This window comes from Kibdelosporangium phytohabitans (assembly GCF_001302585.1).
Lineage (GTDB): Bacteria > Actinomycetota > Actinomycetes > Mycobacteriales > Pseudonocardiaceae > Kibdelosporangium > Kibdelosporangium phytohabitans.
Map to the genome: position 1 here is coordinate 11,177,267 of NZ_CP012752.1, position 15,866 is coordinate 11,193,132.

The window sequence follows — 15,866 nt, forward strand, 5'->3', positions numbered from 1 at the left end:
GCTACCGCCGGTCCCCGAACGGGATACCCGTTGGCACCCGCCCGGGAGCGTTGGGTACAGTTCACCCACACCACGGCGGGTTGCCCGAGTGGCCAAAGGGAGCTGACTGTAAATCAGCCGCGCAAGCTACGGCGGTTCAAATCCGTCACCCGCCACGGGCTCGGGGTGACCCTGCTCAGTTGCTTTGCAACTTCGCAGGGTCGCCCTCCATTATTTTGGGGCCCGAGCCCCCAAGCCCCCACGGTGCGTGCTTCTCTCGACCCAGTGGTGGGTGCTTTCTTTCACCAGCGTTTCGGTGGCTCTTTGCGCTTGCCTTCGCGTTTCTTGGTTTGGGGTGTTTGGAGCCCCTTGGTCACGTTTGTGCGGGCGTGGGGCTGCTGGGAGGTGGAGGGAGGGGTGGTCACTCTCCTCCATGTCTAACGTATAGCGCATGGTGGGCCTTGTGGCAAGACCCCTGTTGTGGCGCAGAATCCTCCTCGTTGTGAATGGCTGACGTGGGGAGACGCGGAGAAGTGCGAGTGTTGTTGTCGACGTACGGGCGGGCGTTGACCAAGGCGGCGATGCCGAGGGTGGAGTCACGGCCGCAGCGTGCGGCTGAGTTGATCGCCACACAGTTCGACGTGGTGCTTGGGGCTGCTGCGGGATGTGACGTTGTGGTGGTGACAGGCATGTTGCCCGCTGCGGCCGGTGCCTTGTCTGTTGCCGAGAAGCTGGGCATCCGGTCGGTTTCCGTGACCTTCCAGCAGCTCACGGTGCCTTCGCTGGACCGGCCGCCGCTGGCGTACCCGGGTCGGCCGCTGCCGGACGGCGTCACCGACAGCCGGGTGCTGTGGGAGTTCGACGCCGAGAGCAACAACACGATGTTCGGCGAGGCTCTCAACACCAACCGGGTGGCCAACGGTCTCCCGCCGGTCGACGACATCCGTGACTACGTCGTCGGCGCCGAGCCGTGGGTGGCGACTGCCCCTGTGCTCGACCCGCTGAACACAGTCGTCGAAGCCGTGCAGACCGGCGCGTGGATCCTGCTGGACGAACGACCGTGGTCCGATGAGCTGATCGCGTTCCTGGACGCGGCCGAACCGCCGGTGTACGTGGGTTTCGGCAGCATGCCGATGCACGAGTCGACGGACGTCGCCCAGGTCGCCATCGAGGCGGCCGGGGGCGCAGGGGCGTCGCTTGATTCTCAAGAGTGGCTGGGCTGACCTGGCCGTCGAGTCCCTGTCGGCGGCGCTCCAGGCGGCGTTGGTTCCTGAAATCCGAAAGAAGGCAACGGCTGTGGCGAGCACGGTTAGCACTGATGGAGCGACAGCGGCGGCGAAGCTGATCATCGAGTCCGGCGACGAGTACCACCAGGAGCTGCGGTCCGAGCGTGCCTACGTCGCTGGGCTGTACAAGCGGCTTGACGCAGAGCGCGCCCGGGTGAAGGGCGAGTTCGAGGCGGCCTTGGCTGGCAAGGCCGTGTCACCGATGGAACGTGACGTCGAGGTACGCGCTCGCGCCAGGGAGATGAAGCGGCTCGACGTCGCGGACAACGGCCTGTGCTTCGGCCGGCTCGACGCCATCACGGGAGAACACTCCTACGTCGGCCGGATCGGGCTTTTCGACGAGACCAACGAGTACGAACCGGTCCTGCTCGACTGGCGCGCACCGGCGGCGCGTCCGTTCTACGTCGCCACCGGCGCGAACCCGGAGAACATGCGGCGCCGCCGCCAGTTCCACACCCGTGGCCGTCAGGTGCTCGACTTCACCGATGAGGTCCTCGGCCGTCCCGGTGACCACGAACGGGGAGATGCCGCTCTTCTCGCGGCGGTCAACGCGCCGCGTGGCGAGGGCATGCGTGACATCGTGGCCACGATCCAGGCCGAGCAGGACGAGATCATCCGGCTCGACCACCCGGGTGTCCTGGTGATCGAAGGCGGCCCGGGGACGGGCAAAACCGTTGTGGCGCTGCACCGTGTGGCGTACCTGATGTACACGCAGCGGGAACGGATGGAGCGCCACGGTGTCCTCGTGGTCGGGCCCAACCCGGCGTTCCTCAACCACATCGGCCAGGTGCTGCCGTCGCTGGGTGAGTCGGATGTGGTGTTCATGACGCCCGGCGACCTCGTGCCCGGTCTGCGCGTCACCGCGGAGGACCCGCCGGAAGCCGCGCGGCTCAAGGGATCGCTGAAGATGCTGGACGTGCTCAAGGCTGCCGTCGCCGACCGGCAGCAGCTGCCGGATGAGCCGTTGCCGATCCAGTTGAAGGACGTCACGGTCCGGATCGACGCCGCGACCGCCGAATGGGCACGGGACGAGGCCCGCGCGAGTGGCCTGCCGCACAACGAAGCCCGCGCGACGTTCGTCGAGATCGTCACGTACGTCCTGACTGAACGGGCGATCGGCCGGATCGGCAAGGGCTGGCTGACCCGGTCGGACAAAGAGGGCTGGGAGGACATGCGCAAGGGCCTGCTCAAGGAACTCGCTGACGACGACTCGTTCACCGCCGCGCTCGACCAGCTCTGGCCGGTCCTGACCCCGGAAACACTGTTGGCGCCGCTGTATTCCTCGGCAGAACGGCTACGGGCCGCGGGCGCCGACCAGTCACTGTTCCGCGAGAACGGCGACGCGTGGACCGTTTCGGACGTCCCGCTGCTCGACGAACTGGTGGACCTGATCGGCCCTGACAAGGCAGCCGACGACGCGGCCGCCCAAGCCACCAAGAAGGAGCAGCAGGCCGAGGCCGAGTACGCCGCCAACGTCCTCGACAGCTTGATCAACCGCCAGGAGCACATGGACGACGAGGACCACCTGTTCGCCACGGACCTGCTGCGCGCCGAGGACCTCGCGGACCGCTTCGTCGAAGAGGACACGCGTGACCTGGTGGAACGCGCGTCGGCGGACCGCGACTGGACCTACCGGCACGTGGTGGTCGACGAAGCCCAGGAGCTGTCCGAAATGGACTGGCGGGTGCTGATGCGGCGCTGCCCCGGCAAGTCCTTCACCGTGGTCGGCGACCTCGCCCAGCGCAGGGCACCGGCCGGGGCGACGTCGTGGGGCACGATGCTGGAGCCGTACGTGCCCGGCCGTTGGGTGTACCGGTCGCTGACGGTGAACTACCGCACGCCGGCGGAGATCATGGCGGTGGCCGCTTCCGTGCTCGCCGAGTTCGCACCTGGCGTCCAGCCACCGGAGTCGGTCCGCTCGAACGGCGTGCAGCCGTGGTCGAGGCAGGTCACCGAAGCCGGACTGGCCGCGGCGATCGACGAGTTCGTGCGGGACGAAGCAGGCCGGGAAGGCACCAGCGTCGTGATCGGCCCGCCTGGCGTCCCCGGCACGATCCCGGCTTCGGACACCAAGGGCCTCGAGTACGACGCGGTGCTGGTGGTGAACCCGGACGAGATCCTCGCCGACGGTCCCCGCGGTGCGGCGGAACTCTATGTGGCCCTCACCCGCGCCACGCAACGCCTCGGCGTGCTCCACCAGGGTCCGTTGCCGCGGGTGATGGCCGGCCTCACGGAACTCGACACCGCTATCGCTTAGCCCGACGTGCCAAATAATTGACATAAACCAATGCACCGGTCGAGCCGGCCGAAAAGTCGGCTCTTACACCGGAACAGAGTATTGTCGAATACGAGCGGGGCGTTCGATAGTTGACTGGTTCGGTGAGCGCCCAGCGAAAGGAGCACTCCCCCGCCATGGGAAGAGTTCTCACCAACGGCACGTGGCTACGCGTCGAACCAGCCGAAGTGGCCCTGTTCAGCGGCCTCGGCACGAGTGACATCAAATGGGGCGACGTTCCGTACGACCAGAAGAGCGGCTACTCCTTCGAAGGCCACCTGACCGACCTGAAACTCGACGGCACCGACTTCCTGCTCGGCACGTTCACGCACCACAACAACGTCATCCCGATCGGCAAGGACTGGCAGTTCGCGCTCTACCTGACGATCATCCTGAACTTCGACGACGGAAACCTCCAGCACCCGCTGCCGCAATTGCGTTTCCACCACGACGAGACCCTCAACCAGGGCCCGCAACCGGAGGACATCGTCGATCTGCCGAAAATCGACGATTTCGACCTCATTTACGTCGACAACGTCGAGTACCGGATGTCGATCAGCGGCTTCTGGTGGAACAAGCGCAAAGTAACGCAGTTCACCAGCCCGGAGAACAGTTCGAACAGCGCCGGTGTCTTCGCCACCATAAAGCCGACAGGCAGACAGGGCGGCTGACCGCAACCAGCCGGGTGTCGTCGGGGGCATCCAGGCTTGGCCGAATCCCCCGGCAATGCGCCCGGGGGGTTCGTCACGAGGATCAGGCTCCGCCTGGCGTCTCCGGCAGCCGGTCCAGCACCTTGCCGACCAACTGAGTCAGCGACCTGAGCTGACCGTCGACCGAATCGAACCGCGCCGTGTGCTCCTGCAGCGTCGCACCGCGCTCATTCAAAATCGTCGTGTGTTCCCGCCGGGTCGCTTTGACCTCACGGAGGTCCTCACGCAGTTCCTTGGCGTCGTCGTCTAACCGAAGTGTCAGCCTGCGGATTTCGGCATGCTGCACCACGAGCTTGCGAACCTTCCGCTCCAGACTTTCTTCTTCGGGCACGACTTCAGTATTCCGCAGTCGAACACGCGTACGAAAGATCACGAAAGGGTGATCCTGATCAGCCGCGGATCTCCATCGTGCAGCACTTGGGGCCGCCGCCGGACTTCTTCAGCTCCGAGATGTCCACGAAGATCGGCTCGTAGCCGCGGTCTGTCAGCTGGGCCGCCAGGCCGGTCGACTCCGTCGGCAGGATGACGTTGCGGCCGTCGGAGACCGCGTTCAGGCCGAAGGTCTCCGCGTCGTGCGCGGTGGCGATCACCGCGTCCGGGAAGAGGCGGCGCAGCACCCGGCGCGAGCCCTCGGAGAAGGCTTCCGGGTAGTACGCGATGTTCGGCTCGTCCTCGTTGAGCACGAACAGCGCCGTGTCCAGGTGGTAGTAGCGGGGGTCGGTCAGGTGCAGTGAGACCACCGGCACACCGAGGACTTCCTGGGCTTCGGCGTGGGCTCCCGGGTCCGTGCGGAAGCCCGTGCCGGCCAGCAGGTAGCGGCCGGTCCAGGCGAAGTCGCCCTCGGCTTCGTTGATGCACGTCGGCATCACCACGTTGTGGTAGCCGTTCTCGTTGAACCAGCGGCGGTAGTGGTCGGCTTCCGCCGCGCGCTGCTCCGCCCGGAAGCGGGCGCCGAGCACCCGTCCGTCGATCACGGTCGCCGAGTTCGCCGAGAAGACCATGTCGGGCAGTCCCGGCTGCGGGTCGATCTGTTCCACTTTGTGGCCCAGTTCGACGTAGGTGTCGCGCAGCGTCTGCCACTGCCGCATCACGAGGTCGTGGTTCACCGGTTTGCTCGGATCCATCCACGGGTTGATCGAGTACGCCACCTCGAAGTACCTCGGGGCGCACATCAGATACCGCCGTGTCGTGGGCATCCGGACCGCAGATGTCATGGATCGAAATGTAGGACCCGCTTCCAGTATGGATCAAGCTCGTAGTATTGCGCCTCAGCATGCAGAATGTTGCGTGTGGACTCGATAGATCAGCGAATCGTTTCGCAGCTCGTCGCCGACGCCCGGTCGAGTTACGCCGAGATCGGCAAAGTGGTCGGTCTGTCGGCCCCCGCGGTGAAGCGGCGGGTCGACCGGTTGCTGGACCGTGGCGTGCTGCGCGGCTTCACGGCCGTGGTCGACCCGGAGGCTCTCGGGTGGGGCACGGAGGCCTTCGTGGAGGTGCGCTACCGGGGCAACGTTTCGCCGGGGCAGATCCGCGCGAGCCTCGAACCGTTGCCGGAGGTGGTCGCGGCGTACACCGTTTCCGGTGCGGCGGACGCGATCGTGCACTTGCGGGCGGCCGACATCCACCACCTCGAGGACGCGCTGGAACGGCTGCGCGGCGTCGACATGATCGACCGCACAGTGTCCACGGTCGTGCTGTCCACGCTGCTGGAACGGTCCCCACCGCCCGAACCGCGGTGAGAAGTACGGTTCACCGCATGACCGAGGTGCTGCTCGACCGCGCGGACGGGGTGGGGGTCGTCACGATCAACGTCCCGGATCGCCGCAACGCGTTGACCTTGCCGATCTCCGAAGCCCTTGTCGACGCGGTCCGGACGTGCGAGAACGACGCCAGCGTGCACGCGGTCGTCGTCACCGGCGCGCCACCGGCTTTCTGCGCGGGGGCCGACCTGACCGCGCTCGGCGAGGCCAAGGAGGAGGGGCTTCGCAGGATCTACGCGGGTTTCCTCGCGTTCGCCGACTGCGCACTGCCGACCGTCGCGGCGGTCAACGGTGCCGCCGTCGGCGCGGGCCTGAACCTGGCGCTGGCATGCGACGTGCGCATAGCCGGTCCGAAGGCAAGATTCGACGCGCGCTTCCTACAGCTTGGGATTCACCCGGGTGGCGGCATGACGTGGATGCTGCAACGCGCTGTGAGCAAGCAGACCGCCGTGGCGATGACCTTGTTCAGCCGGGTTCTCGACGCCGAATCCGCACTTGAGCACGGTCTCGTCTGGCAGATCGCGGACGATCCGGTCGCCGCGGCCGTCCAACTGGCCGCAGGCGCGGTCTCCGCGCCGCGCGACCTTGTCAGCACGACGAAAGGAACTTTGCGCGCGACCTCGGGAAACGCCGATCATGCGAGTGCCGTTGAAACCGAGTTGAGAGCACAGCTGGAGACGATCTCCTCGGCTGAGTTCGCCGAGCGCCTGACCAGGCTGCGGACGCGAATCACACGCCAGGAGTAGGTGTTACCGCCGGTAACATATAATTGTTGCATGTGACGTAGACCGCTTAGCAGGTCCCGGCCCAAACCCGGTGCCTACCTTTGGTAACAGGTAATGGCTAGTCCGAGTGCAGCCAGGTGCGAGGCTGGCGCGAACTTCGAGGACTACGCTCGAAGTTGGGGTAGAGCAACTGAGACGGTTGCGGCAGAGAGGGATCAGGCGAGCCCAATGAGCACAGGTGTCGAGGGTGAAACCAACGGACACGCGCTGAAGTCGAGCAGGCACACCGAGATCACGAAGCTCGACCGGGTGGTGATCCGGTTCGCGGGCGACTCCGGTGACGGTATGCAGCTCACTGGTGACCGGTTCACATCCGAGGCCGCGGCCTTCGGCAACGACCTCGCGACGCAGCCGAACTTCCCGGCCGAGATCCGGGCGCCACAGGGCACGCTGCCCGGTGTCTCGAGCTTCCAGCTGCACTTCGCGGACTACGACATCCTCACCCCCGGTGACCGGCCGGACGTGCTCGTCGCGATGAACCCGGCCGCGTTGAAGGCCAACATCGACGAACTCCCGCCCGGCGGGACGCTGATCGTCAACACCGACGAGTTCAACAAGCGCAACCTGGTCAAAGTCGGCTACGACGCGGACCCGCTGGAAGACGACTCGCTGGAGTCCTACCAGGTGCACAAGGTCGCCATGGCGACCATCACCCGTGCCGCGCTCGACGAGACGGGCCTGTCGAAGAAGGACGCGGAGCGCGCGAAGAACATGTTCGCGCTCGGCCTGCTGTCCTGGATGTACCACCGGCCCACCGAGGGCACCGAGCAGTTCCTGCGGGAGAAGTTCGCCAAGAAGCCGGACATCGCCGAAGCCAACATCCTGGCCTTCCGCGCGGGCTGGAACTACGGCGAGACAACCGAATCGTTCGCCACGACCTACCAGGTCGCGCCCGCGAAGCTGCGCCCCGGCACATACCGGCAGATCACCGGCAACACGGCGTTGGCGTACGGCATCGTCGCGGCAGGTCAGCGCTCCGGGCTGGACATCGTGCTCGGCACGTACCCGATCACGCCCGCGTCGGACATCCTGCACGAGCTGTCCAAGCACAAGAACTTCGGCGTGACCACGATCCAGGCCGAGGACGAGATCGCCGGCATCGGCATGGCGCTCGGCGCGTCCTACGGTGGCGCGCTCGGTGTGACGTCCACCTCCGGCCCCGGTATCGCGTTGAAGTCCGAGACGATCGGGCTCGCCGTGATGACGGAGCTGCCGCTGGTCATCGTGGACGTGCAGCGCGGTGGCCCGTCGACCGGTCTGCCGACCAAGACCGAGCAGGCCGACCTGCTGCAGGCGATGTACGGCCGCAACGGCGAGTCGCCGGTGCCGATCGTCGCGCCGCAGTCCCCGGCCGACTGCTTCGACGCCGCTGTCGACGCCGCCAGGATCGCGCTGGAGTACCGCACGCCGGTGCTGCTGCTGTCGGACGGCGCGATCGCCAACGGCTCGGAGCCGTGGAACATCCCGGACGTCGAGACGCTGCCCGACCTGAGCGTGACGTTCGCGACCGAGCCCAACGCCACCGACGGCTCCGGCGAGCACTGGCCGTACGTCAGGAACCCGGAGACGCTGGCCCGCGAGTGGGCGATCCCGGGAACACCGGGCCTGCAGCACCGGATCGGTGGCCTGGAGAAGCAGGACGGCAAGGGCTCGATCTCGTACGACCCGGCCAACCACGACCACATGGTCCGCTTGCGCCAGGCCAAGATCGACGGCATCAAGGTGCCCGACATCGAGGTCGACGACCCGTCCGGCAAGGCGCGGGTGCTCGTGCTCGGCTGGGGTTCGTCGTACGGACCGATCGGCGCGGCCTGCCGCCGGGTCCGCAAACTCGGGCACGCGATCGCACAGGCACACCTGCGGCACCTCAACCCGTTCCCCGCGAACCTGGGTGATGTGCTGCGCTCGTACGACCGGGTGGTGATCCCGGAGATGAACCTCGGCCAGCTCGCCCTGCTCGTCCGGGCAAGGTTCCTGGTGGACGCGATCAGCTACACCAAGGTGGCTGGACTGCCCTTCAAGGCCGAGGAGTTGCAAGGGGTGCTCACAGACGTTGTGAAGGGGGTCTCGGCATGACCGCCATCGACCTCGGGCTGCCCGGCCTGGCCGGAATCCCGACCACGGACGAGAAGCAGACCGCCAAGGACTACAAGTCGGACCAGGAGGTCCGCTGGTGCCCTGGCTGCGGCGACTACATCGTGCTGAACGCGGTGCAGGCGTTCATGCCGTCGCTGGGGCTCAAGCGCGAGAACATCGTGTTCGTGTCGGGCATCGGCTGCTCGTCGCGGTTCCCGTACTACATGAACACCTATGGCGTGCACTCGATCCACGGCCGCGCGCCGTCGATCGCGACAGGTCTCGCGGTGGCGCGCCCGGACCTGTCGGTGTGGGTGGTGACCGGTGACGGCGACGCGCTGTCGATCGGCGGCAACCACCTGATCCACGCGCTGCGCAGGAACGTGAACCTGAAGATCCTGTTGTTCAACAACAGGATCTACGGCCTGACGAAGGGGCAGTACTCCCCGACCTCGGAGACCGGCAAGATCACCAAGTCGACCCCGATGGGTTCGCTGGATCACCCGTTCAACCCGATCTCGCTGGCGCTGGGCGCGGAAGCCTCGTTCGTCGGACGCGCGCTGGACTCGGACCGCAAGGGCCTGACCGAGGTGCTGAAGGCGGCGGCGGAACACAGGGGTTCGGCGCTGGTGGAGATCTACCAGAACTGCCCGATCTTCAACGACGGTGCCTTCGACGTGCTGAAGGACTCGGAGGAGAAGGAGCGCAGGCTGATCCCGCTGTCGCAGGGTGAGCCGATCCGCTTCGGTCCCGACAAGGACTACGGCGTGGTGCGCACGGGCTTCGGCGGTTTGAAGGTCGCGAAGGTCTCAGAAGTCGGTGAGGACAACCTGGTCGTGCACGACGCGACAATCGACGACCCGACGTACTCGTTCGCGCTGTCGCGCATCGGCGGAGAAGACCTGTCCCACACGGTCACAGGCATCTTCCGCAACGTGCAGAGGGCAACCTACGACGACCAAGCCCGCAGCCAGGTAACGGCGGCCAAGGCCGCCAAGCCCGCGGACCTGCAGGCGCTGCTCCTCGGCCGCGACACGTGGACCGTCGACTGACAACACGGCGGGAGTGGACTCGCCGGACTCGCGCCGATGGAACCGTCGGCAAATCCGGCTGTCCACAACCCACCAGTAACCCCTTTAACCAGCCGTTACCCCATTAGCCTGGAGCAGGGACGCCCGTCACTACGGATGCCCAGTCGGTCGAGCGGTAGCCAGCCCTGAGCGGCGAGCGCGCTAGCGCAGATGTGGGCTTCGGGGGTGCTCCTGCACGTCGGCCTGGGCGAAGCCCAATCACACGTGTCCAGAGGTCCGCCTGCGTTTCTCGCGGGCATCAGCGGCGGTCGTACGGGCCTCTTGACGCGTGTGGTTGCCTCCGGCAGGCCGTCGGGCAGGAGGAAACCACGGACTGTCAAGAGGCCCGTAAGGCCTGCGCTGTGCGTTGATTTGGGAACGCGGACCTCCTGACAGTCCGTGGTTGGCGTAGCCCAGGCCGACGGGCAGGAGCACCCCCGAACCACCCCTCTACGCTGGCGCGCACGCCGCTGCGGGACGGTCTGCGCTGGCGCGCTCGCCGTTGTGGCTTGGCCTGCGTGCATGTGGGCTCGCCGCTGTTGGTTGGTTGGTTGGTCGGTGCTTGCGCGCTCGCCGATCGGGCCGGTTCTCGCTGGCGCGTAAGGCGCAACTTCCCGTGCTGGTGCGTAAGTCCCGGGTCATTGCGGGCTGGTGCGGGGCTGGTCGGCAACGCACAACAGACCGACTGGCCGCTGGATTGGGTGGCGTTGGTTGTCTGACGCGCGAGTGTCAGGACAGGGTTGGGCTGCCTGGTAGTTCGCAGAGTTTGTCGCCTGTTTTGAGCGCTGCCAGTTGGGCGTTGATCTCGGCGATTCGCTTCTCTGCTTCTTTGATCAGGTCGTCGTGGAGGCGTTGCCAGTCTTCGGTTTTGGGGTTGTTGGGCAGTCCGTCCAGCAGGTCTGCGATCTCCGCGACCTTGTAGCCGATGCGTTGGGCTACTCGGGCTACCTTCACGCGGCAGGCCGCGTCTTCAGTGAAGCGGCGTTGGTTTCCACTTGTCCTTGTGCCTGTGATGATCCCGTGTTTCTCGTAGAAGCGGATCGCTGAGGCTGCTACTCCGCTCTGCTCCGCCACCTCGCTGACGGTGTACGTGAACTGGCTGTCGATCATCGGGGTGCCCACGTTCTTCATCGTGGCTTGACCTCAACGTTTGTTCAAGTCTTGGCGTTTGGATCATGGTTGATGCTGTCGGTCGCTCGCTCCGGTTGGCCGACTGCATTGCGGGACCAGCGCGTGCGGCGGCCATACGTCGGGCCTGGCAGCGGAACACGAGTCGCGCTGTCGCGCTGCTTTGCGGCGGTCAGCTCACCGACATCAGGAGTTCGTTGAGCTGGTTGGTCATCCGCGCGCTGTCTGCTGGGAAGAACGTTCCGCCTTCGACGTCTTCCCTCGCCAGGTTCTGCACCAGGTAGCGGCCCGCGTCCGTGTCTATCCAGCCAAGACCCGGGGCCTGTTTTGTGTTTCCGTTGCGGTCCCGCCCTGTCACGGCGAAGTGGCCGGAGCCGAGGCGTTTGCGGCGCAGCACTTCCTCCGCGCCGCGCAGCTGCGCCGGGTTCGTGTGCTGGGCGCGGGCGACCGGCTGGCGGAAGGTGACGTTCTCGTCGTCCGCCGTGACCGGGTGCGCAGTTGGGCGGGTGATCGTCACCGACTGCCCCGGGCCCGGCTTGAGGGGCGGCAGCAGACCGGCCACCGCGCGGGCCAGGCCCTCCGGGCGGACCATCTCGAACTTCAGCACCTGGTCTTCCTGGCGCACGACCATGGCCTTCCGGCCGACGGCCGCGCCTCGCGCGTAGACCTTCCTCCCGCCTTCGACGTCACCCATCACCGCGACCGACACGTGGAAGTCCGTCAGCATCCGCAGCGCGCCCACCACTTCCGGGCCGAGCCCCCGGTGGTTGGCCAAACCGCGGTTGATCAGGTCGTCCTTGATCGCACCCGCGATCCGCACCCGGTCCTCGGCGTACTCCCCGAAACTCGGAATGGTGAACGGGTACACGCGGCAATTGAGCCGAAGTCCCTCGGACAGGATGTCGACCGCCGCGAAGGAAAGGCCGAACGTTTCTGCCATCAGCTGCCAATCATCTGCCGTGAAAGCCCCTGCTCAGAGCACGTTACCAACCCGGGCCGCCCGGGGCAGCGAAAAGCAGAGTCCGGTTGCGCCCCGCTGTCTTCGCCGCCAGCAGGGCCACGTCCGCCGCGTTCACGACCTCGTCGAGCGTGCTGCCGTGCTCCGGGTGGGCCGCGACGCCCACCGACACCGTCACTGTGCCGAAGCCGTCCACCGCGAAGCCCTCGACCTTGCGGCGGATGCGTTCGGCGATGGCCATGGCGTCTTCCTGCGAGGTTTCCGGGAGCAGGATCACGAATTCCTCACCGCCGAACCGGCCGACCATGTCGGTCGCCCGCACTTCCGCGCGCAGGACGTCGGCGACACCTTTCAGGTGTTTGTCCCCGATCAGGTGGCCGTACTTGTCGTTGATGGACTTGAAATTGTCGAGATCGAGCATCAGCAGTGCCGAGGTCGCCCTGCGCTCCAGTTGGACCGCCGCGTCCTTCGCCCACGTCGCTGAATTCAGAAGACCTGTTTTCGGATCTGTCCGCGCCTGGTCGCGCAACTGCCGGATAAGCACACTCCTGTGCAGCACGAGCGTTATCCCGATGATGAGGACGAGCACGATCGGCCAGTCGACGAGCGCCCACGCGAGCAGGATCCCCAGCGCGACGGTCGCCGCCTCCAGCGCCTGCTCGCCCGCGGTGGCCACCGAACCCGCGATCCGCCGGTGCCCGGCCGTGAAGTAGTGGAAGACCGCTGTGATGACCGCGCTCACGACCAGGAAGACCAGCCCGGCGCCGACCACGAGCCCGAACGACGCCGCGTCCCGCGTCATCCGCTCGAACGGCACGGGGTCGGTCACCCTGGAGAAGGCGCACGCCGCGTAACTCGCGACGATCGTGGCCGACATCGAGAAGATCAGGCGGAACATCGGCACGGGCCGCAGCCTGATCCACTGCACGGTGAACGAGACCGCGATGACCACCGCCGACAGCGCCGGGTGCAGCAGCAGAATGCCCGCGAACATCCAGACCGCGTTCAGATCCACGAAAGGCCTGGCCACCCTGCGCAGGCGTTCGATCGGCATCGACAGTTCGGAGTAAACCAGAATGCAGCTGGTGAGCAGGAGAAACGGGGCCAGATTGGCCGACGGGATCGGAATCAGGGCAAGCGCGGCGACGATGCCCGTGGCAGCGAGCAGTTCGACGGCGAGCACATATGCGACCAGAGCTCGTTTCGGGAGCTGCCATAAAGCCCAATGCCGGACTGCCAGCCGGGCGATCTGGTCCGCCATGGCAGCACCGTAACGGACCGTATGGTGCGAGTCACTAGGACATCAGGGGGTATCTGACCTTGTTCGGATTGAGTAATCCTATGACAGCACACGGAAACCGACACGCTCCGCATCGCTGGGAGTACGGAACCACACCTCCGCAACAATCCGGTCAAATTGCGGATTGTCTTGCGTGCAGTAACGCAGCGCAGTCACGCTCGCCTTGACGCCGAACTCCGGCGCGGGCGCGCCACCACCGGGCAGCGGCATGGCCGACCCCGGACCGAACGGGCCGGGCGGGACGAACTCCCCCGCGCCGGACGAATCCGCGGCAGCGTCCTGCTCAGCCACCGGGACGACCGGTTCGAACAACGACCGCCCGTTGCCCTCCGGGGCCGCCGCCGCGGCGGCGGGAGCGGGCTCGAACCGCTGGGTGAGCTCCAGCTCCGGCTGGGGCAGCTCCGGCTCGTAGTGGTGCACGGCTTCGGGCGCGGGCACATTGGCCTCGTAGTGCTGCACCGGCTCAGCGGGCGACTCCGCGGCCTCGTAATGGTGCACAGGCTCGGCAGGCGACGGCGGGGCCTCGAAGTGGTGCGTGACCTCAGCAGGAGACTCCGGCGCAGCATGGTGGTGCACAGGCTCAGCGGGCGACTGCGGGGCCTCGTAGTGGTGCGCAGGCTCGGCGGGGGGCTCGTAAACGGGCTCAGCCGCAGAGTGCTGGGGCTCGTAGTCCCGCACGGGCTCAGCCTGGGCTTCGCTGGGGGCTTCGTTGTCGAGCGAGCGGATCATCTCGTCCGGGATCGGCGTGGTGTGCTGGGTGAAGATCGTTCCGCTCTCGTCCACCCGCTCGTCGTCGTCGACGTCGGTGATCAGGTGCGGGTCGGGGTCCTCTTCCTTGGCGAACCAGTCTTCGCCCTGGCCGGCCGACTCCGGCTTCTCCGGGATCAGCACACCCGCCGGTGGGACGAACACCGTGGAGCTCTCGGTGAACTGGCGGAACGGGGTGTCCGACAGCTCGGTGTCGCTCTCGTCGGGGATCGGCGGCTCCGGCGGCGCCGTCGGGTCCAACCGGGACGAGAACGACTGGGGACGCGACTCGCCCTGCACCTCGGGCGGCGCGGCGAGCGGCTGGAACAGCGTCGGCGCCGGGGACGACGAACCGGGCGGAGGTGGCGGGGGCGGCAGCAGCGGCGGCTGGGCCACCGGCGGCTTGGGTGCGTCGAAGAGATCGTCGAGGAAGCGATCCGTTTCGTTCACGCCCGGCTGGCCGACGGGCGCGCCCACCCGCGTCGGCAGGCGAGGAGCCGCCTCACGGGGTTCACGGGGTTCACGCGGTTCGAGCGGCTGCCGCGTGGCCGCTTCCTCCAGCTCGGTCACCCGCTTGCGTGCCGGGTTGACCAGCAGCAACCAGGTGAACAGCACGCCGAGGAGGAACGATCCCAGGCTCCATAGCCAGACCTGGCCGAAGATCTGCATGCACTTGCTCCCTCGTGGACCTCACCCTCGGTTTCCACCCTACGGGCCAGGCGAGATCACCGTCTCAAGTCTTAGCGAGTCCGCTCGATGACATAACGCGTCAGCAGCTCAAGGGCGTCACGAGCAGCGCCCGCGGGCAGCGGGGCCAGCGCGGTCTGCGCGCGCTCGGCGTACTGCTCCAGGGTCTGACGCGCCCGCTGCAGGCCCTGCGAGGCACGCAGCAGCTCGAGCGCTTCGTCCACCTCGGCGTCGTCGGAGATCGGTCCGGCGAGCAGCTCGGTCAGGCGGGCGTTCCCGTCGACGGCGAGTGCGTGGATCATCGGCAGGGTTTTCACGCCTTCCCGCAGGTCCGTGCCGGGGGTCTTGCCCGACTCGGCCGCGGGGGACGCGATGTCGATGATGTCGTCGGAGATCTGGAAGGCCGCACCGATGATCTTGCCGTAGCGGTGCAGCGCCTCGGTCTGCTCGTCCGTGGCGTTGGCGAACATGCCCGCGTACCGGCCGGCGGTCGCGATCAGCGAACCGGTCTTCTGGCCGATGACCGACAGGTAGTGCTCGACGGGGTCCTCACCCGCGGCTGGGCCGATGGTCTCCCGCATCTGGCCGGTGACCAGCTCGGAGAACGTCTCGGCGATGATCCGGGCCGCGTCGGTGCCGAGGTCGGCGACGAGGCCGGACGCGTGCGCGAAGAGGAAGTCGCCGGTCAGGATGGCGATGGTGTTGTCCCACTTGGCGTTCACGCTGTCCGCACCGCGGCGCATGGTCGCCTCGTCCATCACGTCGTCGTGGTACAGCGTGGCCAGGTGCACGAGTTCCACGGCCGCGGCGGCCGTGATGACATCAGGCGTCGGGCCGTCCGCGACGTGCGACGAAATGAGGGTGAACAACGGGCGAAAACGCTTGCCACCCGCGTTGACCAGGTGCAACGCTGCCTCGTCGATGAACGAGACCTCGCTGTCGGCGACCCCGTGCAGGATCTTCTCGACATCGGAGAGGGCGAGGCTGACGGCCCGCACCAGGTCAGGATCAGCAGCACTCAGGCCAAGAGGCAGGCCAGAGCCAGGAACGGCAGGCGTCTGTTCGGCTGTCACGTCGTCGTCGCTCCCGCAGCAGTGTTACCAGC

Annotated in this window: 14 protein-coding genes and 1 tRNA gene; 8 read left to right on the plus strand and 7 right to left on the minus strand. The window is 66.9% G+C overall.

The features are described from left to right. Positions 1-74 precede the first annotated feature (74 nt). The 4 genes from AOZ06_RS50135 (at position 75) to AOZ06_RS50150 (ending at position 4,211) form a co-directional block, all read left to right on the plus strand. Positions 75-155: transfer RNA gene (locus AOZ06_RS50135), tRNA-Tyr, on the plus strand. A 357-nt stretch (positions 156-512) separates the two neighbouring features. Next, the gene (locus AOZ06_RS50140) at positions 513-1,202 is read left to right on the plus strand and encodes a glycosyltransferase family protein (RefSeq protein ID WP_157233683.1); all 690 of its coding nucleotides are present in this window, start codon (positions 513-515) and stop codon (positions 1,200-1,202) included. A gap of 124 nt (positions 1,203-1,326) precedes the next feature. Next, positions 1,327-3,522 (plus strand): RNA polymerase recycling motor ATPase HelR, encoded by a 2,196-nt coding sequence (gene helR, locus AOZ06_RS50145; protein ID WP_265736665.1) that lies wholly within the window; start codon positions 1,327-1,329, stop codon positions 3,520-3,522. Positions 3,523-3,677: 155 nt separating this feature from the next. Continuing rightward, entirely contained in the window at positions 3,678-4,211 is a 534-nt protein-coding gene (locus AOZ06_RS50150; protein WP_054295833.1) for a choice-of-anchor K domain-containing protein, read from the plus strand. An 82-nt stretch (positions 4,212-4,293) separates the two neighbouring features. Here AOZ06_RS50150 and AOZ06_RS50155 read toward each other — a convergent pair whose 3' ends face one another. Together AOZ06_RS50155 and ddaH are read right to left on the minus strand one after the other, a co-directional pair. Then, positions 4,294-4,581 carry a hypothetical protein gene (locus tag AOZ06_RS50155; RefSeq protein ID WP_157233684.1) on the minus strand — a complete coding sequence of 96 codons (288 nt, stop codon included), beginning with the start codon at positions 4,579-4,581 and terminating at the stop codon, positions 4,294-4,296. A 58-nt stretch (positions 4,582-4,639) separates the two neighbouring features. Then, a complete protein-coding gene (gene ddaH / locus AOZ06_RS50160) occupies positions 4,640-5,464 on the minus strand; it encodes a dimethylargininase (protein WP_157233685.1) in 825 nt (274 codons plus the stop codon). A gap of 75 nt (positions 5,465-5,539) precedes the next feature. Between ddaH and AOZ06_RS50165 the strand changes: the two genes are divergently transcribed. From AOZ06_RS50165 to AOZ06_RS50180, 4 genes are all read left to right on the plus strand, one after another. Continuing rightward, complete coding sequence (locus AOZ06_RS50165; RefSeq protein ID WP_054297498.1) at positions 5,540-5,989, plus strand: Lrp/AsnC family transcriptional regulator; 450 nt, start codon at positions 5,540-5,542, stop codon at positions 5,987-5,989. Between the two features lie 17 nt (positions 5,990-6,006). Then, on the plus strand, positions 6,007-6,756 hold the full coding sequence (locus tag AOZ06_RS50170) for an enoyl-CoA hydratase (RefSeq protein ID WP_054295836.1): 750 nt from the start codon (positions 6,007-6,009) through the stop codon (positions 6,754-6,756). Between the two features lie 207 nt (positions 6,757-6,963). Next, positions 6,964-8,871, plus strand: a complete 1,908-nt coding sequence (locus AOZ06_RS50175; RefSeq protein ID WP_054295837.1) for a 2-oxoacid:acceptor oxidoreductase subunit alpha — start codon at positions 6,964-6,966, stop codon at positions 8,869-8,871. Further along, on the plus strand, positions 8,868-9,923 hold the full coding sequence (locus tag AOZ06_RS50180; RefSeq protein ID WP_054295838.1) for a 2-oxoacid:ferredoxin oxidoreductase subunit beta: 1,056 nt from the start codon (positions 8,868-8,870) through the stop codon (positions 9,921-9,923). The genes AOZ06_RS50175 and AOZ06_RS50180 overlap by 4 nt, the downstream gene beginning before the upstream one ends. Positions 9,924-10,670: 747 nt before the next feature. Here the strand turns inward: AOZ06_RS50180 and AOZ06_RS50185 are convergent. The 5 genes from AOZ06_RS50185 to AOZ06_RS50205 all read right to left on the minus strand — a co-directional run bounded on the left by AOZ06_RS50185 (position 10,671) and on the right by AOZ06_RS50205 (position 15,834). Further along, the gene (locus AOZ06_RS50185; protein ID WP_218921905.1) at positions 10,671-11,063 is read right to left on the minus strand and encodes a MerR family transcriptional regulator; all 393 of its coding nucleotides are present in this window, start codon (positions 11,061-11,063) and stop codon (positions 10,671-10,673) included. Between the two features lie 178 nt (positions 11,064-11,241). Next, entirely contained in the window at positions 11,242-12,009 is a 768-nt protein-coding gene (locus AOZ06_RS50190) for an ESX secretion-associated protein EspG (protein ID WP_054295839.1), read from the minus strand. A 43-nt stretch (positions 12,010-12,052) separates the two neighbouring features. Next, positions 12,053-13,288, minus strand: a complete 1,236-nt coding sequence (locus tag AOZ06_RS50195) for a GGDEF domain-containing protein (RefSeq protein ID WP_157233686.1) — start codon at positions 13,286-13,288, stop codon at positions 12,053-12,055. 78 nt (positions 13,289-13,366) lie between these two features. Beyond that, positions 13,367-14,743, minus strand: a complete 1,377-nt coding sequence (locus tag AOZ06_RS50200) for a sunset domain-containing protein (protein WP_054295841.1) — start codon at positions 14,741-14,743, stop codon at positions 13,367-13,369. A gap of 71 nt (positions 14,744-14,814) precedes the next feature. After that, a complete protein-coding gene (locus AOZ06_RS50205) occupies positions 14,815-15,834 on the minus strand; it encodes a polyprenyl synthetase family protein (RefSeq protein ID WP_054295842.1) in 1,020 nt (339 codons plus the stop codon). Between the last annotated feature and the right edge of the window lie 32 nt (positions 15,835-15,866).